This is a genomic window from Streptomyces sp. NRRL WC-3742 (assembly GCF_000720635.1).
GTDB lineage: Bacteria > Actinomycetota > Actinomycetes > Streptomycetales > Streptomycetaceae > Kitasatospora.
Map to the genome: position 1 here is coordinate 1 of NZ_JOCF01000040.1, position 20,263 is coordinate 20,263.

Genomic DNA, 20,263 nt, shown 5'->3' on the forward strand with positions numbered 1-20,263 from the left:
CCCCCGGCCCGTTGGCCCCCTGCCCAACCGCCCAGCCCCCAGCCGTCAGCCGTCAAGCCCCCAGCCGCCCGGCCCACGCCGCACCCGGCCACCGGCAGCACGGCCCGCCCAACGAGAATCCCCCACCGAAAACCCGCCCAACGAAAACCGGCCAACGCACGGGCAGCGCCCGCGCGTTGGCCGAAGTCCGCGGCAGCCCGCTACGCGGTGCGCCGCAGGAGCGCCAGGTACATCGCGTCCGTCCCGTGGAGGTGCGGCCAGAGCTGCACGTCCGGGCCCTCGCCGAGTGCCGGGAGGCCCGGGAGCAGGGGGCGTGCGTCGATCCACTCGACGCGACCGGCCTCGCCGCGCAGGACGTCGTCCACCACGGCCCGGGTCTCCGCCAGGTGCGGGGAGCAGGTCGCGTAGCCGACGACCCCGCCGATCCGGGTCGCCTCGATCGCCGAGCGCAGCAGGTCCCGCTGGAGCGGCCCGAAGGCGGCCACGTCGGCCGGGCGCCGCCGCCACCGCGCCTCGGGGCGGCGGCGCAGGGCGCCGAGCCCGGAGCAGGGGACGTCCACGAGGACCCGGTCGAAGCCGCCCTCGCGCCAGGCCGGGCGGGTCCCGTCCGCCGCGATGACCGTGTACGGGCCGGGGTTGCCCTCGAGCGCCCGCGCGACCAGCCGGGCCCGGTGCGGCTGCTTCTCGCTGGCGACCAGCGCCGCGCCGCGCTCGGCGGCGAGTGCGCCCAGCAGGGCGGCCTTGCCGCCGGGCCCGGCACAGCCGTCGAGCCAGAGCCGGTCGGGGCCCTCGACCGGGGCCGCGGCCAGGGCGAGCGCGACGAGCTGGCTGCCCTCGTCCTGGACGCCGACCCGGTTCTCCCGTACGGCGTCGAGCGCCCCGGGGTCGCCTCCCTCGGCGAGCCGCAGCGCGAACGGCGACCAGCGCCCCGGCTCGGCCTCGGGCAGCACCTCGGCCAGTTCGCCGACGGTGGCCCGCCCGGGCCGGGCGACGAGGGTCACCTCGGGCCGCGCGTTGTCGGCCCGCAGCAGGTCCTCCACGGCCTCGCGCCCGGAGGCGTCGGGCTGCCAGCGCCCGAGCGAGTCCCACAGCGCGGAGACGACCCAGCGCGGGTGGGAGTGGACGACCGCCAGGTGGTCCTCGGCGTCCTTCTCGTACGGGGGCGCGACCTTCTCGATCCAGGTGTCCAGGTCGTGCGCGCTGATCCGCCGCAGCACGGCGTTGACGAACTTGGCCTTGCCGTCGCCGAGCACGACCCGCGCCAGCTCGACGGTCGCCGAGACGGCCGCGTGGCTCGGGATGCGGGTGGTGAGCAGCTGGTGGGCGCCGAGCGAGAGCACGTCGAGCACCGGCGGGTCGACCTTGCTGAGCGGCCGGTCGATGCAGGCGGCGATGACGGCGTCGTAGGTGCCCTGCAGGCGCAGGGTGCCGTACACCAGCTCGGTGGCGAGGGCGGCGTCGCGCCGGTCCATGCCCTGCTGCTCGGCTTCGCGCAGCAGCGAGGGGAGGATCAGGTTGGCGTACGCGTCGCGCTCGTCGACGGCGCGCAGGGCGCGGAAGGCGACGATCCGGGCCGGGTCCTTCTTGGGACGGCGGTGCGGGCGGGGGGCGCGCTTGGCGCCGGGCGGGGTGGTCACAGGTGCCTCAAGGTGCTGCGGTGGTTATCAGATGAATCAGACGAGTCAGACGAATCAAGCGAGAACAGGAGCAAGAGCGAACTCATACGAACACTAACGCCATCCGGAAGCCTCAGCCCCCGAACCGCTCCCCCGCCTCCAGCCGCGCCCCGCGCGCCCAGTCCGCGGCCCGCATCTCCTTCTTCCCCTGCGGCCGCACCTCGCCCAGCTCCACGTCGTGGCTCCCGGTTCCGACGCGCACGCTGTTCTTGCCCGCCATCGCGACCTCGCCGGGCGCCAGCTCCGCGGACTCCGGCAGCAGCTTGACCGGCCCGGTGACCTTCAGCCGCTCGCCCCGGAACTCCGTCCACGCCCCGGGCGCGGGCGCGCAGCCGCGCACCACCCGGTCGACCCGCAGCGCGGGGTGGTTCCAGTCGATCCGGGCGTCCTCGACGCTGATCTTCGGCGCGAGCGTGACGCCCTCGCCCGGCTGCGGCACCGCGTGCAGCGAGCCGTCCTCGATGCCGTCCATGGTGGCGACCAGCAGCCGCGCCCCGCTCTCCGACAGCCGCGTCAGCAGTTCCCCGCTGGTGTCGGAGGGCCGGATCTCCTCCGTGATCACCCCGTACACCGGCCCGGAGTCCAGCCCCTGCTCGATCAGGAAGGTGGACGCCCCGGTGACCTCGTCGCCCGCCAGCACCGCGTGCTGGACGGGTGCGGCGCCGCGCCAGGCGGGCAGCAGCGAGAAGTGCAGGTTGACCCAGCCGTGCTTGGGGATCTCCAGGGCGCCGGGGCGCAGCAGCGCGCCGTAGGCGACCACCGGGCAGCAGTCGGGGGCGAGTTCGGTGAGCCGGGCGACGAAATCGGGGTCGCTGGGCTTCGCCGGCTTGAGGACCTCGATCCCGGCCTCCTCGGCGCGCTGGGCGACCGGGCTGGCGACGAGCTTGCGCCCGCGCCCGGCGGGGGCGTCGGGGCGGGTGACCACCGCGACGACCTCGTGCCGGTCGGAGGCGATCAGCGCGTCGAGCGCGGGAACGGCGACCTCGGGGGTGCCGGCGAAGACGAGACGCATCAAGTGCCTTTCTGTAAACGGAAGAGCGGAAGAGCGGAAGAGCGGAAGAACAGCAGCTCAGAACCGAGCGGACGAACTCAGCGCGCCGACCCGAAGGTGCCGTGCGGCGAGACCTTGACGACGGGCGCGGGCGCGCCGCCCCACTCCGCCTCCCGGATCGCCTTGAGCGCGGACTTGCGCTGCTCGCGGTCGAGCCGGTCGATGAAGATGATGCCGTCGAGGTGGTCGGTCTCGTGCTGGATGCACCGGGCGAGCAGCTGCGTGCCCTCCACCGTCACCGGCTCCCCGTGCATGTTGAGGCCGCGGGCGACGACCCCGTACGAGCGCCGGGTGTCGTAGCGCAGTCCGGGCAGCGACAGGCAGCCCTCGGGGCCCTCCTGCTCCTCCTCGCTGAGCGAGAGGTCCGGGTTGATCAGGTGCCCGGTGACACCGTCCACGTGGTAGGTGAACACCCGCAGGGAGATGCCGAGTTGGGGCGCGGCCAGGCCCGCGCCGGGGGCGTCGAGCATGGTGTCGGTGAGGTCCCGTACGAGGGTGCGCAGTTCCTTGTCGAAGGTGGTCACCGGCTGTGCGGTGGCCCGCAGGACGGGGTCTCCGAAGAGACGGATCGGCTGGATCGCCACGGGTTGCGGGCTCCTGTGCATCGGCGGTGCGGCGGGCGTACGGGACAAAGGCTGGACCCCGATTCTATGCAACCCCGGAGCCCCTCCCCCGGCCGCCCGCCGGGCTACTGGCATATCCCGACTCCAAGGGACCGCGTTACCCCGGCCCCCGCTTCGGCGTTGGTCAAGAGAGATTGACCGGGGCCGGACGCACGGAACCACCGCGCCCCGACCCGAGCCGGACCGTCTGAACCGTCTGAACCGTACGGAAGGTGGCGCGTAAGCCATGGCCGAGCAGATCAACCACGACGCCCGGGCGCGGGCGAGCCTGCACCTGCTGGTGCGGGACATCGAGCGGGTGAGGCGCCAGGTCGACGCGCTGCGGACGCTCACCGCCCAACTGGGCAACGTCTACCGTCCCCGCCGTCCGAGTACCTCGGCCGGCTTCGTCGTGTACGGGCGGGCGCCCGCGCCGACCGTGCGCCTGGCGCAGGAACTGCGGGAGAGCGTGGAGACGCTGGTGGCGGCGGCGGTCGAGTTCGACCGGGCGCTGGGCTTCTCCTGGGACTCGGTGGGCTCGGCCCTCGGCGTCACCAAGCAGGCCGTGCACCGCCGCTACGGCATGCGCCGCCCGACCAGTGAGCTGCTCGCCGCCGGCGGTGGGGTCCCGGGCCCGACCCGCCCGGACCGCTCCGAGGAGCTGCCCGCCGTCCCCGAGCGCACCGCCCTGAGCGGCGAACGCGTCGAGCGCATCGAACGCCCCGAGCGCGTCGAGCGCCCCGAACGCCTCGAGCGCCCGGCCCTGGGCACCACCGTCCCCGCAGCCCGCCAGGGCGGCCTCGACCGCGCCGCGCTGGACCGCGCGGCCCACGACCGGGCCACCCCCGCCCCCCGCACCCCGGAGCACACCGACCGCCCCGGCATCCCCCTGCGCGGCTGACCCCCGCAGAACCCTCAAGAACCCGCAGGACCCGCAGAACCCTCAAGAACCCGCAGGACCCGCAGGACCCGCAGGACCCGAGCCCCCGGGGCGGGGTGGCCCACGCACCCCGCCCCCGCCGGCCACCCGCAGGACACGCCCTACGCGACCGTCACCCGATGTCCAGCGGGTCCACCCGCACCCGCACCGCCTCCGGCGTCCGCAGCGCGATCCGCGCGATCTGCGCCGCCTTGAGCGCCGCCGCCAGCGCCGCCCCCTGCCCCGGAGGCACCCGCAGCAGCGCCCGCTCCTGCTCCTCCCCCCGCAGCTTGGGCGCGGGCACCGGCCCGAGCACGTCCGCCCCCTCCGGCAAGCGGATCAGCCCCAGCAGGTCGGTGACGGCCCCCGGGCTGCCGCTCACCGAGGCCATCCGCGACACCGGCGGGAAGTGCAGCGCCGCCCGCTCGTCCCGTTCCAGCCCGGCGTGCCCCAGAGGATCCCACCGCACGAGCGCCTGCACGGGCCGCGCGGAGGGCTCGGCGACGACCACCACCGTCCCGCCGTCCTCGGAGGGCCGCACCAGCGCCGCCGCCGCGAGCCAGAGCCGCAGCGCCTCCTCCCCGGCCCGCAGGTCGGGCCGGCCGAGCAGCGCCCACCCGTCCAGCAGCAGCGCGGCCCCGTACCCCCCGGAGCCTTCGACCACCGGCTCGGCCCCGGGCGTGGAGATGACCAGCGAGGGCTCGTCCGGCACGCTCGCCAGCACCGCGTCCCGCCCGGAGGTCCGGACCGGGATCCGCGGGAACGCCTTGCCCAGCTCCTCCGCGGTCCGCCGGGCGCCGACCACCTGCGCCCGCAGCTTGAAGGAGCCGCACTCGGGGCAGTGCCAGTCCGTCTCGGGCTCCCCGCACCACCCGCAGTTCAGCGGCGCGTCCGCCGAGGCCGCCTCCAGCGGGCCCTCGCACCTGCGGCACCGTACGGGCGTGCGGCAGCGCCCGCAGGCCAGCCGGGGCACGTACCCGCGCCGGGGCACCTGGATGAGCACCGGGTGCCCGGCCGCCAGCGCCTCCCGCGCCGCCTCCCAGGCCACCGAGGGCAGCCGGGCGGCCTGCGCGGCCGCGTCCCGGTGCTGGTCCTGATCGGTGACGGTCCGCACCCGCGGCGCCGTCCGCCGTACGGTCTCCCGGTCGGCGACCAGCGGCCGCGCCCACCCGGTGCTGACGAGCTGCGCGCCCTCGACGGTCACCGCGTGCCCGCCGAGCAGCACCGCCGCGCCCTCCTCGGCGGCCCGCAGCAGCGCCACCTCCCGTACGTGCGGGTGCGGCGCCCGGGGGTCGCTGTGGCTGCCGTCCCCGTCGGACCAGACGACGACCAGCCCGAGGTCCCGTACGGGCGCGAACATGCTCGCCCGGGTGCCGATCGCGGCGTGCACCGAGCCCCGGCTGACGGCGAGCCAGCGCCGGTAGCGCTCAGCCGGGCCGAGCTCGGCCTCCAGCGCCACGTGCAGCCCGGGCCCGAGCAGTTCGGTGAGCGCCTGGTCCACCCTGGTCACCGACCGCCGGTCGGGCAGCACGACGAGCGCGCCGCGCCCACCGGCCAGCGTGGCCGCCACCGCACGGGCGATCTCGTACGGCCAGCCGGGCCCGGGCAGCGCCGCCCAGACGGCCCGGGGCGAGCCTCCGCCGGCCAGCGCGGCGAGGAAGTCGGGGCCGGCCGGGTAGCGCTGCCACCCGCCGGGCGCGGGCGCGGCCGGGCGCGGCCGGGGTTCGGGCGAGGGCTCGGCCTCGGCCTTGGCGTGCCGGGGCGGTACGGCCAGCTGCAGCACGTCGGCCAGCGTCCCGGCGTAGCGGTCGGCGACGGTGCGGCACAGCCGCAGCAGCGCCGGGGAGAGCACGGGCTCGGGCGAGAGCACCTGGGCGAGCGGGGCGAGCGGCCCGGGGAAGTCGCTCTTCTCCAGCCGGGCGACGATGAACCCGTCGTGCAGTTCCCCGCCCTCGCGCTGCCCCCGCACGACCCGCGCGCCGAACCGCACCCGTACCCGTACGCCCGGCTGGGCGTCCTCGGCCATGGCCTCGGGCACCTCGTAGTCGAAGAACTTGTCGATGGTGAGCACGCCCTTGTCCACCACCACCCGGGCCACCGGCAGGTTCTCGGCCCGCTTGGCCCCGCGCCACGTCCGGGGTTTGGCCCGCTTGACCGTCTCCCGGATGAAGGCCAGCTGCTCGGGCTCCTCTGTGCTGCTCATCGCCACCAAGTACTACCAGGTCGCACCGACACGAAGCGGCGCCCGCCCCCGGACCGGGGACGGGCGCCGCTTCTCACACGAGCACGCGGAGGGACGCGTAAGGACGTCAGTCCTGCACGGCCGCCTTCAGGGCGTCCACGCGGTCCGTACGCTCCCAGGTGAAGTCCGGCAGCTCACGGCCGAAGTGGCCGTACGCGGCGGTCTGGGAGTAGATCGGACGCAGCAGGTCCAGGTCGCGGATGATCGCGGCCGGGCGCAGGTCGAAGACCTCGGAGACGGCCTTCTGGATGGCGAGGACCGGCACGGTCTCGGTGCCGAAGGTCTCCACGAACAGGCCGACGGGCTCGGCCTTGCCGATCGCGTACGCGACCTGCACCTCGGCGCGGCTGGCGAGGCCCGCGGCGACGATGTTCTTCGCCACCCAGCGCATCGCGTACGCGGCCGAGCGGTCGACCTTGGACGGGTCCTTGCCGGAGAAGGCGCCGCCACCGTGGCGGGCCATGCCGCCGTAGGTGTCGATGATGATCTTGCGGCCGGTCAGGCCGGCGTCGCCCATCGGGCCGCCGATCTCGAAGCGGCCGGTCGGGTTGACCAGCAGGCGGTAGCCGTCGGTGACGAGCTTGATGCCCTGGTCGGCCAGCGCCTTGAGCTCCGGCTCCACGACGAACTCGCGCACGTCGGGGGTGAGCAGCGAGTCCAGGTCGATGTCGCTGGCGTGCTGGGTCGAGACGACCACGGTGTCCAGGCGGACGGCCTTGTCGCCGTCGTACTCGATGGTGACCTGGGTCTTGCCGTCGGGGCGCAGGTACGGGATGGTCCCGTTCTTGCGGACCTCGGTGAGGCGGCGGGAGAGGCGGTGCGCCAGGGTGATCGGCAGCGGCATCAGCTCGGGGGTCTCGTCCGACGCGTAGCCGAACATCAGGCCCTGGTCGCCGGCGCCCTGCTTGTCCAGGTCGTCCTCATCGCCCTCGACACGGGCTTCGTACGCGGTGTCGACACCCTGTGCGATGTCGGGCGACTGCGCGCCGATGGACACCGACACGCCGCAGGAGGCGCCGTCGAAGCCCTTCTTGGAGCTGTCGTAGCCGATCTCCAGGATCTTGTCCCGGACGAGCTGGGCGATCGGCGCGTACGCCTTGGTGGTCACCTCGCCGGCCACGTGCACCTGGCCGGTGGTGATGAGCGTCTCCACGGCGACCCGGGAGGTCGGGTCCTCCCGGAGGAGAGCGTCAAGGATGGTGTCGCTGATCTGGTCAGCGATCTTGTCGGGGTGTCCCTCGGTCACGGATTCCGAGGTGAACAGGCGGCGAGACACAGCGCTCCCTGGGGTTGCAGCGGCTGCTGACTGAAGGCCCCCGGCCGTAACCGGGGACATCCGGAAAGACTTGATTCCAGGAGTCTAACGGTCTCGTTCCGTCAAACGTCACCCGCTTCGGGAAATAGAGATCGGTTCTGGAGAGAAATCGATCACTTATCGGCCGGATCGAGGCCATTCACGACGAGGTCCCACACCACGTCCGCCAAGGCTTCCTTGGGGCCCACCGGCACGGGCGTCTCCGAACCGTCCGAACCCAGCACCACGGCCTCGTTCACGTCCGACCCGAAAGCCTTGCCGTTGCCCACCTCGTTGACGACCAGCAGGTCACAGCCCTTGCGGGCGAGCTTGGCCCGGCCGTTGGCGAGCACGTCGTCGGTCTCCGCCGCGAAACCCACCACCAGTTGGCCCGAACGGGCGCGGTTGGCCGAGATTTCGGCCAGCACATCGGGATTGCGCACCAGAGCGACCGGCGCCGGCTCGACGCCCTCGACCTTCTTGATCTTGCCCGTGGCGTACTCGGCGGGGCGGAAGTCGGCCACCGCCGCGGCCATCACCACGGCGTCCGCGTCCCCCCCGGCCTTGAGCACCGCCTCCCGCAACTCCAGCGCGGTGGAGACGTGCACCACGTCCACCCCTGCCGGATCGGGCAGCTCCGCGTTGGCCGAGACCAGCGTCACCCGGGCGCCCCGCGCGGCGGCCGTCACGGCCAGCGCGTAGCCCTGCTTGCCGGAGGAGCGGTTGCCCAGGAAGCGCACCGGGTCCAGCGGCTCCCGGGTGCCGCCGGCGGAGACCACCACGTGCCGGCCCGCCAGGTCGGTGGGCACGGCGCCGCCGCGCCGCAGCACCGCCTTGCACGCCTCGAAGATCGCGGACGGCTCCGGCAGCCGCCCCTTGCCGGTGTCCTTGCCCGTCAGCCGCCCCACGGCCGGCTCCAGGACGATCACGCCCCGGCGGCGCAGCGTGGCGACGTTCTCCCGGGTGGCCGGGTGCTCCCACATCTCGGTGTGCATGGCGGGCGCCATCACCACCGGGCAGCGGGCGGTCAGCAGGGTGTTGGTGAGCAGGTCGTCGGCCAGGCCGTGGGCCGCCTTGGCGATCAGGTCGGCGGTGGCGGGCGCGACCACGACCAGGTCGGCCTGCTGCCCGATCCGCACGTGCGGCACCTCGTGGACCCGCTCCCAGGTCTCGGTGGCGGCCGGGCGCCCCGACAGCGCCGCCCAGGTGGCCTCCCCGACGAAGTGCAGCGCGGCCTCGGTGGGCACCACGGTGACCTGGTGGCCGGACTCGGTGAACCGGCGCAGCAGCTCGCACGCCTTGTACGCGGCGATCCCGCCGCTGACACCGAGGGCCACGCGGGGGGCGTCCACAGTCGGGTTCATCTCTCCGGCCTCTCTCCGCATCGGGAACCCGCCCACCCTACGGCCCCGCACACGGAGGGAGAAACGCCGGAGGGCCCGGCGGAATGGTTCCGCCGGGCCCTCCGGGAAGAGTCGTCAACCGCCTCAGGCGGCACCCTCGATCGCCTCGGCGGTCAGCATGCCCGCGTTGATCTCGCGCAGCGCGATCGACAGCGGCTTCTCGTGCACGTGGGTGTCGACCAGCGGGCCGACGTACTCGAGCAGGCCCTCGCCGAGCTGCGAGTAGTACGCGTTGATCTGGCGCGCGCGCTTGGCCGCGTAGATCACCAGGCTGTACTTCGAGTCGGTGGCCTCAAGCAGCTCGTCGATCGGCGGGTTGATGATGCCCTCGGGCGCGGTCATGGAAGAGGACACGCGAAAACCTTCCGAAAGGGTGGAAAAGACAGACAGGTCAGGCTACACCGAGCAAGGCTAGCAGTTCGGCCGCTACCTGCTCGACCGAGGTGTTGACAAGAGTCGTGTCGAACTCCGACTCCGCCGCCAGCTCGACCTTGGCGGCCTCGAGCCGCCGCTCGATGACGTCCTGCGGCTCGGTGCCCCGCCCGGTGAGCCGGCGGACCAGCTCCTCCCAGCTCGGCGGGGCCAGGAAGACCAGCTGCGCCTCGGGCATCGACTCGCGCACCTGGCGGGCGCCCTGCAGATCGATCTCCAGCAGGACGGGCTCGCCACGCTCCAGCTTCTCCAGCACCGCCGCACGCGGGGTCCCGTAACGGTTCCCCGCGAACTCGGCCCACTCCAGCAACTCGCCGTTGGCGACGAGCTTGTCGAACTCGTCGTTGTCGACGAAGTGGTACTGGACCCCGTTCTTCTCGCCCGGCCTCGGGTGGCGGGTCGTCGCCGACACCGAGAGCCAGACCTCGGGGTGCATCTTCCTCATATGAGCGACGACCGTGCTCTTGCCGACCCCCGAAGGGCCGGAGAGCACGGTCAGCCGCGGACGCTCACTCATGCACCGATTATCCCGGATCGCGGACGATCCCGGGACCACGGGGGCACGATCAGGCGGCGCCGCCGCCGAACTCCCGCTCCAGGGACGCGATCTGGTTCGTGCCGAGACCTCGGACACGCCGGCTCTCGCTGATGCCGAGGCGCTCCATGATCTGCTTGGCACGAACCTTCCCGACGCCCGGAAGGGACTCCAACAGGGCCGACACCTTCATCTTGCCGATGACGTCGTTGTCGTTCTTGCCCGCCTTGATGACCTCGTGCAGGGAGGCGCCGGAGTGCTTGAGCCGGTTCTTGACCTCGGCGCGCTCCCGGCGAGCCTCGGCGGCCTTGGCGAGCGCGGCGGTGCGCTGTTCAGGGGTAAGGGGCGGAAGAGCCACGCCGTTCACCTCAGGGTTGGAAGGTAGGAATTGAGCTATGACTGTTTTGGTTCCCAGGACACCGTCCGCAAGTGGAACCACAGGGCTCTGACCTGCGGGAGCTACAAGTTCGCGGCTCACCGATGACCTATCGCCGGACACTACCCGCATTGCGGCGCCGCGTCAGGAAAAGAACACGAAAAGTCCTGGTCAGCCAAGGCCGACCAGGACTTTCCCGGGCAAAATGACCGCGATTGCCAGGCTTGGGCACCGCCGATGTGACGGCGCTCACGTCAACTCCGGCTCCGCGCCGCCGTCCTGCGGACACTGCGCACGGTCACCGACCGGCTACCCCGGGAGCCACCGCCCCGCCTCGCAGGGCTACTTGACGGCCTCCGCGAACTCGCCCACGAAGCGCTCCGCCGACTCCCGCAGCGCCGCCACCGACGGCCCGTGCCTGAGCACGTCCCGGCTCACGCTCGGCACCACGTTGAGCACCGAGGCGCCGAACACCCGCGGAAGGTCCGCCATCGTCGCGCCCTGGGCGCCGATCCCGGGGGCCAGCAGCGGGCCGTTGATCGCCAGGTCCACGCCCGCGTCGTCCAGCGTCGCGCCGACCACCGCGCCGAAGGAGCCCAGCGGCTCGGCCCCGGCGTTCTCCGCCGCGAGCTGCCGCAGCACCGAGGCCGCCACCGACTCCCCGCCGGCCCCGAGCGCGCGCTGCACCTCGGCGCCCTCCGGGTTGGAGGTCAGCGCCAGCGCGAAGGCCCCGCAGCCGTTCTCCCGGGCCAGGTCCAGCGCCGGGCGCAGCGAGCCGAAGCCCAGGTACGGGCTCACCGTCACGGCGTCCGAGAACAGCGGGCTGCCCGGGGAGAGGAACGCCTCGGCGTACGCGGCCATGGTGGAGCCGATGTCGCCGCGCTTGGCGTCCATCAGGACGAGCGCACCGGCCGCCCGGGCCTCCTCCACGCTCCTCTCCAGCACCGCGACGCCCTTGCTGCCGAAGCGCTCGAAGAAGGCGGCCTGCGGCTTGAGCACGGCCACCCGGTCGGCCAGCGCCTCGACCACGGTGCGGCTGAAGGTCTCCAGCCCGGCGAGGTCGTCGCCGAGGCCCCAGGCGGCCAGCAGCGAGGCGTGCGGGTCGATGCCGACGCAGAGCTGGCCACGGGTGTCCAGGGCCTGGCGCAGGCGGGTACCGAAGGGGGCGAGGGTCATGTCTGGGTCTCCGATGATGGTGGCGGGGGTCAGGAGCTGCGCACGGCGCTGCCGACGGCCTCGGTGAGGTCGCGGAAGCCGGAGGCCCGCAGGCGCGCCGAGAGGCCCTTGTGGATGCGGCGGCACCAGAACGGGCCCTCGTAGATGAAGGCGCTGTAGCCCTGGACGAGGTCGGCGCCGTGGACGATCCGCTGCCAGACGTCCTCGGCGGTCTCGATGCCGCCGACGGAGACCAGCGTCAGCCGCCCCTCGGTGCGGGCGCGCAGCCGCTGGAGGACCTCCAGGGAGCGGGCCTTGAGCGGGGCGCCGGACAGGCCGCCCATGCCGATCTCCTCGACGCGGGCGGCGTCGGTGCGCAGCCCCTCGCGGCCGATGGTGGTGTTGGTGGCGATGATGCCGTCCAGGCCCAGCTCCAGGGCGAGGTCGGCGACGGCGTCCACGTCCTCGTCGGCCAGGTCGGGGGCGATCTTGACCAGCAGCGGCACCCGGTGGGCCGTGGTGCGGTCGGCGGCCTCCCGGACGGCGGACAGCAGCGGGCGCAGCTGGTCGACGGCCTGGAGGTTGCGCAGCCCGGGGGTGTTCGGCGAGCTGACGTTGACCACCAGGTAGTCGGCGTACCTCGCCAGGCGCTCGGTGGACTTGACGTAGTCGGCGACGGCCTCGGCCTCCGGCACGACCTTGGTCTTGCCGATGTTGACGCCGATCACCGGGGTGGAGGTGGTGTGCGGGCGGGCGGCCAGGCGGGCGGCGACGCGGGCCGAGCCCTGGTTGTTGAAGCCCATCCGGTTGATCAGCGCCCGGTCCTCGATCAGGCGGAACATCCGGGGCTGCGGGTTGCCCGGCTGGGGCTCGCCGGTGATCGTGCCGATCTCGACGTAGTCGAAGCCGAGCATCGCCAGGCCGTCGATGCCGATGCCGTTCTTGTCGAAGCCCGCGCCGAGCCCGAACGGGCCGGGCAGGTCGAGCCCGAGGGCCCTGGTGCGCAGCGCCCGGTCCTGCGGGGCGAGGACGAGCCTGATCAGGGTGCGCAGGCCCGGCACGGAGTCGGCGAGGCGGATCCAGAAGAAGCCGAGGTGGTGCGCCTTCTCCACGTCCATCTTCTTGAACACGAGGTCGAAGAGCAGCTTGTACAAGGGGGTCAACTCCCGCAGGTGGTGAGCGGATTCGGACATGGGAGTGGGGGGCACCCGAGGAAGTTCGGTGCCCCCCACTGCGGCGGTGCTACCTGCGGCCGGCGTTGATCAGCTCGGCGTGCTCCTGGAGGGACATCACCCCGACCTCGTCGCGCAGCTGCGCGTCCATGCCCTGGACGGCCGCGCCCATCGCCTGGACGGTGGTCAGGCAGGGCACCCCGCGCGAGACGGCCGCGGTGCGGATCTCGTAGCCGTCGAGGCGCCCGCCGGTGCCGTACGGGGTGTTGATGATGAGGTCGACCTCACCGTCGTGGATCAGCTGGACGATGGTCTTCTCGCCGTTCGGGCCCTCGCCCTCGCTGTGCTTGCGCACCAGCGTGGACGGGATGCCGCCGCGCTGCAGCACCTCGGCGGTGCCGGCGGTGGCGAGCACCTCGAAGCCGAGGCCGACGAGCGCGCGGGCCGGGAAGACCAGGTTGCGCTTGTCGCGGTTGGCGACGGAGACGAAGACCTTGCCCTTGGTCGGCAGCGCGCCGTACGCGCCGGACTGCGCCTTGGCGTAGGCGGTGCCGAAGACCTTGTCGATGCCCATGACCTCACCGGTCGAGCGCATCTCCGGGCCGAGCACGGTGTCGACGCCGCGTCCGTGGATGTCGCGGAAGCGGCTCCACGGCATCACGGCCTCCTTGACGGCGATCGGGCAGTCGGCCGGCAGGGTGCCGCCGTCGCCCTCGGCCGGGAGCAGGCCCTCGGCGCGCAGCTCGGCGATGGTGGCGCCGAGCGAGATCCGGGCAGCGGCCTTGGCCAGCGGCACGGCGGTCGCCTTGGACGTGAAGGGGACGGTCCGGGAGGCGCGGGGGTTGGCCTCCAGGACGTAGAGGATGTCCCCGGCCAGGGCGAACTGGATGTTGATCAGGCCGCGCACCCCGACGCCGCGCGCGATGGCCTCGGTGGAGGTGCGCAGGCGCTTGATGTCGTGGCCGCCGAGGGTGATCGGGGGCAGGGCGCAGGCGGAGTCGCCGGAGTGGATGCCGGCCTCCTCGATGTGCTCCATGACGCCGCCGAGGTAGAGCTCGGTGCCGTCGTAGAGCGCGTCGACGTCGATCTCCACCGCGTCGTCGAGGAAGCGGTCGATGAGCACCGGGTGCTCGGAGATCAGGCCGGCGTGGCGCTCCAGGTAGGAGGCCAGCGACGCCTCGTCGTAGACGATCTCCATGCCGCGGCCGCCGAGGACGTACGACGGGCGGGCGAGCACCGGGTAGCCGATCTCGTCGGCGATGGCCTTGGCCTCGGCGAAGGAGAAGGCGGTGCCGTGCTTGGGGGCCGGGAGGCCCGCGTCGCGCAGCACGCGGCCGAAGGCGCCGCGCTCCTCGGCGAGGTCGATGGCCTCGGGCTGGGTGCCGACGATCGGCACGCCGTTGTCCTTGAGCGCCTGGGCCAGGCCCAGCGGGGTCTGGCCGCCGAGCTGGACGATGACGCCCGCGAGCGGGCCGGCCTGCTGCTCAGCGTGGACGATCTCCAGGACGTCCTCCAGGGTGAGCGGCTCGAAGTAGAGCCGGTCGGAGGTGTCGTAGTCGGTGGAGACGGTCTCCGGGTTGCAGTTGACCATCACGGTCTCGTACCCGGCGTCGGCCAGCGCGAAGGAGGCGTGGACGCAGGAGTAGTCGAACTCGATGCCCTGGCCGATGCGGTTGGGGCCCGAGCCGAGGATGATCACGGCGGGCTTGGTGCGCGGGGCGACCTCGTTCTCCTCGTCGTAGGACGAGTAGAAGTACGGGGTCCTGGCGGCGAACTCGGCGGCGCAGGTGTCGACGGTCTTGAACACCGGGCGCACACCCAGGGCGTGGCGCACCTCGCGGACGACGTCCGGCTTGAGGCCGCGGATCTCGCCGATCTGCTGGTCGGAGAAGCCGTTCCGCTTGGCGTGGCGCAGCAGCTCGGGGGTGAGCTCGGGGGCCTCGGCCAGCTCGCCGGCGATCTCGTCGATCAGGAAGAGCTGGTCGACGAACCACGGGTCGATCCGGGTGGCCTCGAACACCTCCTCGGCGGTGGCGCCGGCGCGGATGGCGTCCATGACGGTGTTGATCCGGCCGTCGGTCGGCACGACCGCCTTGGCGAGCAGCTCGGCCTTGTCGCCCACCGGCCCGGTCCAGGAGAACTGCGAGCCCTTCTTCTCCAGCGAGCGCAACGCCTTCTGGAGCGCCTCGGGGAAGTTGCGGCCCAGGGCCATGGCCTCGCCGACGGACTTCATGGTGGTGGTGAGGCTGGCGTCGGCGCTCGGGAACTTCTCGAACGCGAAGCGCGGGACCTTGACCACGACGTAGTCGAGGGTCGGCTCGAAGGAGGCCGGGGTCTCCTCGGTGATGTCGTTGGGGACCTCGTCCAGGGTGTAGCCGATGGCCAGCTTGGCGGCGATCTTGGCGATCGGGAAGCCGGTGGCCTTGGAGGCGAGCGCCGAGGAGCGGGAGACGCGCGGGTTCATCTCGATGACGATGACCCGGCCGTCCTCGGGGTTGACCGCGAACTGGATGTTGCAGCCGCCGGTGTCGACGCCGACCTCGCGGATCACGGCGATGCCGATGTCGCGCAGGATCTGGTACTCGCGGTCGGTGAGGGTCATCGCCGGGGCGACGGTGATCGAGTCACCGGTGTGCACGCCCATCGGGTCGAAGTTCTCGATGGAGCAGACGACCACGACGTTGTCGCTCTTGTCGCGCATCAGCTCCAGCTCGTACTCCTTCCAGCCGAGGATGGACTCCTCCAGGAGCACCTCGGTGGTCGGCGAGAGGGTCAGGCCCTGGCCGGCGATGCGGCGCAGGTCCTCCTCGTTGTGGGCGAAGCCGGAGCCGGCGCCGCCCATGGTGAAGGAGGGGCGCACGACGACGGGGTAGCCGCCGAGGGTGTCCACACCGGCGAGGACCTCGTCCATGGTGTGGCAGATGACCGAGCGGGCGGACTCGCCGTAGCCGATCTTGGCGTTGACGGCCTCGACGACGCCCTTGAACAGGTCGCGGTCCTCGCCCTTGTTGATCGCCACCACGTCGGCGCCGATCAGCTCGACGCCGTACTTGTCCAGCGTGCCGGCGGCGTGCAGGGAGATGGCGGTGTTGAGCGCGGTCTGGCCGCCCAGGGTCGGCAGCAGGGCGTCGGGGCGCTCCTTGGCGATGATCTTCTCGACGAACTCGGGGGTGATCGGCTCGACGTACGTGGCGTCGGCGATCTCCGGGTCGGTCATGATCGTGGCCGGGTTGGAGTTGACCAGGATGACGCGCAGGCCCTCGGCCTTGAGGACGCGGCAAGCCTGCGTACCCGAGTAGTCGAACTCGGCGGCCTGGCCGATCACGATCGGGCCGGACCCGATCACCAGGACGGACTTGATGTCAGTGCGCTTAGGCACGCTGGCCCTCCATGAGCTTCACGAAGCGGTCGAACAGGTAGGCGGCGTCGTGCGGGCCGGCGGCCGCTTCGGGGTGGTACTGCACGCTGAACGCGGGGACGTCGAGCGCCTGCAGGCCCTCGACCACGTCGTCGTTGAGGCAGACGTGGGAGACCTCGACGCGCCCGTACGGGGTGTCGCTCACCTTGTCCAGCGGCGCGTTCACGGCGAAGCCGTGGTTGTGGGCGGTCACCTCGACCTTGCCGGTGGTGCGGTCCTGCACCGGCTGGTTGATGCCGCGGTGGCCGTACTTGAGCTTGTACGTGCCGAAGCCCAGCGCGCGGCCGAGGATCTGGTTGCCGAAGCAGATCCCGAAGAACGGGGTCTTCCGCTCCAGCACGCCCTGCGCCAGGGCGACCTGCTGGTCGGCGGTGGCCGGGTCGCCCGGGCCGTTGGAGAAGAACACGCCGTCGGGGTTGACGGCGTAGACGTCCTCCAGGGTGGAGTTCGCGGGGAGCACGTGCACCTCGATACCGCGCTCGGCCATCCGCTGCGGGGTCATCGCCTTGATGCCGAGGTCCAGGGCGGCGACGGTGAACTTCTTCTCACCGATCGCCGGGACGACGTACGCCTCGGTGGTGGCCACCTCGGCGCACAGGTCGGCGCCCTTCATCTCGGGCGACTGCTGCACCCGGGCCAGCAGCGCGGCCGGGTCGGCGAGCGTCTCGCCGGAGAAGATGCCGCAGCGCATGGCGCCGCGCTCGCGCAGGTGGCGGGTCAGGGCGCGGGTGTCGACGCCGCTGATGCCGACGACGCCCTGGCGGACGAGCTCCTCGTCCAGGGAGCGGCGCGAGCGCCAGTTGGAGGCGACCCGGGCGGGGTCGCGCACGACGTACCCGGCGACCCAGATCCGCCTGGACTCGTCGTCCTCGTCGTTCCAGCCGGTGTTGCCGATCTGGGGGGCGGTCATCACGACCACCTGGCGGTGGTACGAGGGGTCGGTGAGGGTCTCCTGGTAGCCGGACATGCCGGTGTTGAAGACCGCCTCGCCGAAGGTCTCGCCGATCGCGCCGTACGCCTCGCCGCGGAAGGTCCGGCCGTCCTCCAGGACGAGCACGGCGGGCACGCGAACCCGCCGTTGGCGCTGCGTGGTGGGGGCAGGTGCGGTCATCGAGTGGCCTCTTCCGTCTTCGTCTTCGTACGTGTTGCGAGTTGGGCGATCGCCTCGACCCAGGCGGTGTGCTCGTCGGGGTGGTCGGCCCGGAAGCCCGAGTCGAGGGCGGTGCCCTCGTGGTTCCAGGTCACGACGAGCAGTCCGGACGGGACGACCTTGCCGGCGATCCCGGAGTCCGTGCGGGCACCCGTCAGGTCCTCCGCCGGAATCCACAGGTCGACATCGCCGGGGCGCCGCACCAGCAGGCCCGCCTCCCCGAGGGTGAGGTCGGCCCGGCTGCGGGTGCCCAGGCCGTGCGCGACGACCCGGTCCAGCCAGTTCCCGGCGGTGGTGGTGCCGTGGTACCGGCCGCTGGTCTCCAGGATGGTGCGCCCGGCCTTCTCCGGCACGGCGGGCAGCGGCGGCATGCCGGACTGCAGGGTGCGCCGCCAGTTCCAGCCCTGGCGCATCAGCCAGTAGACCAGGCCGATGATAATCAGCAGGCCCACGGCCCAGCCGATGTAACCGGGCCAGTTGGTGACCTTCGCCTGCTCCCTGGCAAGAGAGGTGATCACGCCTGACCGCCCTGCTCGGCGAGCTCCCCCGCGAGGACGGTGGCGCGCCCGCGCAGGAAGGTGGCGTGCACCCGTCCGGGCAGGTCCAGGCCCTTGTACGGGGTGTTGCGGCTGCGGGTGGCGAAGGTGTCCGGGTTCACGGCACCACGGTACGCGGGATCGAAGAGCACCAGGTTGGCAGGCTCACCGACCGAGATGGGGCGGCCCTGTCCGGTGAGACGGCCGATCCGCGCCGGGCGGTGCGACATGCGGTCGGCGACGCCCTCCCAGTTCAGCAGGCCCGTGTCGACCATGGTCTGCTGCACGACCGACAGCGCGGTCTCCAGGCCGACCATGCCCATCGCGGCCACGGCCCACTCGCAGTCCTTGTCCTCGTCCGGGTGCGGCGCGTGGTCGGTGGCGACGGCGTCGATGGTGCCGTCCGCGAGCGCCTTGCGCAGCGCCTGGACGTCCTCGGCGGTGCGCAGCGGCGGGTTCACCTTGTACACCGGGTCGTAGCTGCGGACCATCTCGTCGGTCAGCAGCAGGTGGTGCGGGGTCACCTCGGCGGTGACGTCCCAGCCCTTGGACTTGGCCCAGCGGACGATCTCGACCGAGCCGGCCGTGGAAAGGTGGCAGACGTGCAGCCGGGAGCCGACGTGCGCGGCGAGCAGCACGTCGCGGGCGATGATCGACTCCTCGGCGACGGCCGGCCAGCCGCCGAGCCCGAGCTCGCCGGAGACCTGGCCCTCGTTCATCTGGGCGCCCTCGGTCAGCCGCGGCTCCTGGGCGTGCTGGGCGACGACCCCGTCGAACGCCTTGACGTACTCCAGGGCGCGGCGCATCAGCACCGCGTCGTCCACGCACTTGCCGTCGTCGGAGAAGACCCGCACGCCGGCGGCGGACTCGTGCATCGCGCCGAGCTCGGCGAGCTTCTTGCCCCCCAGGCCCACGGTGACGGCGCCGACCGGCTGGACGTCGCAGTAGCCGGCCTCCTGGCCGAGGCGCCAGACCTGCTCGACGACACCGGCGCTGTCGGCCACCGGGGTGGTGTTGGCCATGGCGTGGACGGCGGTGAAGCCGCCCATCGCGGCGGCCTGGGTGCCGGTGAGGACGGTCTCGGCGTCCTCGCGGCCGGGCTCGCGCAGGTGGGTGTGCAGGTCGACCAGGCCGGGCAGGGCGATCAGGCCGGTGGCGTCGATCTCGATGTCGGCCTCGACGGCCAGGTCGGTGCCGATCGCCGCGATCACGCCGTCGGCGAGGTGGAGGTCCTGCGGGGCGCCGCCCAGGATCTTGGCGTTGCGGATCAGGTAGCTGACCGTCTTGTCGGTTCGCTCACTGCGCTCGTTCACTGGACGTTCTCCACGGAGTCGGTGCGGGGGGCTGCGGCGGGGGCGTCGGCGAGGGTGGCTCCGCCGAGCAGCAGGTACAGGACGGCCATCCGGACGGAGACGCCGTTGGCGACCTGCTCGACCACGGTGCAGCGCGGCGAGTCGGCGACCTCGGCGGTGATCTCCATGCCGCGGACCATCGGGCCGGGGTGCATGACGATGGCGTGCTCGGGCAGCTGCGCCATCCGCAGGCCGTTCATGCCGTAGCGGCGGCTGTACTCGCGCTCTGTCGGGAAGAACGCGGCGTTCATCCGCTCGCGCTGGACCCGCAGCATCATCAGCGCGTCGGTCTTCGGCAGGACGCTGTCGAGGTCGTAGCTGATCTCGCAGGGCCAGTTCTGAATGCCGATGGGCAGCAGGGTCGGCGGGGCGACGAAGGTGACCCGGGCGCCGAGGGTGGTCAGCAGGTGCACGTTGGAGCGGGCGACGCGGCTGTGCAGCACGTCGCCGACGATCGTCACCCGGCGCCCGGCGAGGTCCTTGCCCAGGCCCGCGTTGAGGTGGCGGCGCATGGTGAAGGCGTCGAGCAGCGCCTGGGTGGGGTGCTCGTGGGTGCCGTCACCGGCGTTGATCACACTGCCGTGCAGCCAGTCGGACTGCGCGAGCCGGGCCGGCGCGCCCGAGGCGTGGTGGCGGATGACCACGGCGTCGGCGCCCATCGCCTGGAGGGTCAGGGCGGTGTCCTTGAGGCTCTCGCCCTTGGAGACGGAGGAGCCCTTGGCCGAGAAGTTGATGACGTCGGCGGAGAGCCGCTTCTCGGCGACCTCGAAGGAGGTCTTGGTGCGGGTGGAGTCCTCGAAGAAGAGGTTGACGACGGTGCGGCCGCGCAGCGTGGGCAGCTTCTTGACGGCCCGGCCGGAGAGCTGGGCCAGCTCCTCGGCGGTGTCCAGGATCAGCAGCGCGTCGTCACGGGTGAGGTCGGCAGTGGAGACGAGGTGGCGCTTCACGCG

General features: G+C 72.6%; 17 protein-coding genes. 1 reads left to right on the plus strand and 16 read right to left on the minus strand.

Features of this window, described 5'->3' with window-relative positions:
- Positions 1-200 precede the first annotated feature (200 nt).
- The 3 genes from IH61_RS0122195 to def form a co-directional block, all read right to left on the minus strand.
- Positions 201-1,637, minus strand: a complete 1,437-nt coding sequence (locus IH61_RS0122195; protein ID WP_031072468.1) for an RsmB/NOP family class I SAM-dependent RNA methyltransferase — start codon at positions 1,635-1,637, stop codon at positions 201-203.
- Between the two features lie 112 nt (positions 1,638-1,749).
- On the minus strand, positions 1,750-2,688 hold the full coding sequence (fmt, locus tag IH61_RS0122200; protein WP_031072470.1) for a methionyl-tRNA formyltransferase: 939 nt from the start codon (positions 2,686-2,688) through the stop codon (positions 1,750-1,752).
- Positions 2,689-2,765: 77 nt separating this feature from the next.
- Complete coding sequence (gene def / locus IH61_RS0122205) at positions 2,766-3,311, minus strand: peptide deformylase (RefSeq protein ID WP_031072471.1); 546 nt, start codon at positions 3,309-3,311, stop codon at positions 2,766-2,768.
- A gap of 265 nt (positions 3,312-3,576) precedes the next feature.
- Between def and IH61_RS48700 the strand changes: the two genes are divergently transcribed.
- Complete coding sequence (locus IH61_RS48700; protein WP_234327284.1) at positions 3,577-4,230, plus strand: hypothetical protein; 654 nt, start codon at positions 3,577-3,579, stop codon at positions 4,228-4,230.
- A 151-nt stretch (positions 4,231-4,381) separates the two neighbouring features.
- On the opposite strand, the gene IH61_RS0122215 is transcribed toward IH61_RS48700, so the two are convergent.
- From IH61_RS0122215 to IH61_RS0122275, 13 genes are all read right to left on the minus strand, one after another.
- A complete protein-coding gene (locus tag IH61_RS0122215) occupies positions 4,382-6,451 on the minus strand; it encodes a primosomal protein N' (protein ID WP_031072474.1) in 2,070 nt (689 codons plus the stop codon).
- 106 nt (positions 6,452-6,557) lie between these two features.
- Positions 6,558-7,766 (minus strand): methionine adenosyltransferase, encoded by a 1,209-nt coding sequence (gene metK / locus IH61_RS0122220; RefSeq protein WP_031072476.1) that lies wholly within the window; start codon positions 7,764-7,766, stop codon positions 6,558-6,560.
- A 152-nt stretch (positions 7,767-7,918) separates the two neighbouring features.
- Positions 7,919-9,148 (minus strand): bifunctional phosphopantothenoylcysteine decarboxylase/phosphopantothenate--cysteine ligase CoaBC, encoded by a 1,230-nt coding sequence (gene coaBC / locus IH61_RS0122225; RefSeq protein WP_051837687.1) that lies wholly within the window; start codon positions 9,146-9,148, stop codon positions 7,919-7,921.
- A 123-nt stretch (positions 9,149-9,271) separates the two neighbouring features.
- A complete protein-coding gene (gene rpoZ / locus IH61_RS0122230; protein ID WP_031072480.1) occupies positions 9,272-9,541 on the minus strand; it encodes a DNA-directed RNA polymerase subunit omega in 270 nt (89 codons plus the stop codon).
- A 37-nt stretch (positions 9,542-9,578) separates the two neighbouring features.
- Complete coding sequence (gene gmk, locus IH61_RS0122235; RefSeq protein WP_051837689.1) at positions 9,579-10,136, minus strand: guanylate kinase; 558 nt, start codon at positions 10,134-10,136, stop codon at positions 9,579-9,581.
- A 49-nt stretch (positions 10,137-10,185) separates the two neighbouring features.
- Positions 10,186-10,512, minus strand: a complete 327-nt coding sequence (gene mihF / locus IH61_RS0122240) for an integration host factor, actinobacterial type (protein ID WP_030290269.1) — start codon at positions 10,510-10,512, stop codon at positions 10,186-10,188.
- Positions 10,513-10,872: 360 nt separating this feature from the next.
- The gene (pyrF, locus tag IH61_RS0122245) at positions 10,873-11,706 is read right to left on the minus strand and encodes an orotidine-5'-phosphate decarboxylase (RefSeq protein WP_031072485.1); all 834 of its coding nucleotides are present in this window, start codon (positions 11,704-11,706) and stop codon (positions 10,873-10,875) included.
- 29 nt (positions 11,707-11,735) lie between these two features.
- Positions 11,736-12,839 (minus strand): quinone-dependent dihydroorotate dehydrogenase, encoded by a 1,104-nt coding sequence (locus IH61_RS0122250; RefSeq protein WP_031072487.1) that lies wholly within the window; start codon positions 12,837-12,839, stop codon positions 11,736-11,738.
- An 88-nt stretch (positions 12,840-12,927) separates the two neighbouring features.
- The gene (carB, locus tag IH61_RS0122255; protein ID WP_031072489.1) at positions 12,928-16,236 is read right to left on the minus strand and encodes a carbamoyl-phosphate synthase large subunit; all 3,309 of its coding nucleotides are present in this window, start codon (positions 16,234-16,236) and stop codon (positions 12,928-12,930) included.
- Entirely contained in the window at positions 16,229-17,386 is a 1,158-nt protein-coding gene (carA, locus tag IH61_RS0122260; protein WP_051837691.1) for a glutamine-hydrolyzing carbamoyl-phosphate synthase small subunit, read from the minus strand. Before carA ends, carB begins: the two co-directional genes overlap by 8 nt.
- Positions 17,383-17,943, minus strand: a complete 561-nt coding sequence (locus IH61_RS0122265; RefSeq protein WP_031072493.1) for a hypothetical protein — start codon at positions 17,941-17,943, stop codon at positions 17,383-17,385. Before IH61_RS0122265 ends, carA begins: the two co-directional genes overlap by 4 nt.
- Positions 17,940-19,274, minus strand: coding sequence for a dihydroorotase (locus IH61_RS0122270; protein WP_234327285.1), 1,335 nt, complete (start codon positions 19,272-19,274; stop codon positions 17,940-17,942). Before IH61_RS0122270 ends, IH61_RS0122265 begins: the two co-directional genes overlap by 4 nt.
- Entirely contained in the window at positions 19,271-20,260 is a 990-nt protein-coding gene (locus tag IH61_RS0122275; protein ID WP_031072497.1) for an aspartate carbamoyltransferase catalytic subunit, read from the minus strand. The genes IH61_RS0122270 and IH61_RS0122275 overlap by 4 nt, the downstream gene beginning before the upstream one ends.
- Positions 20,261-20,263: the final 3 nt, after the last annotated feature.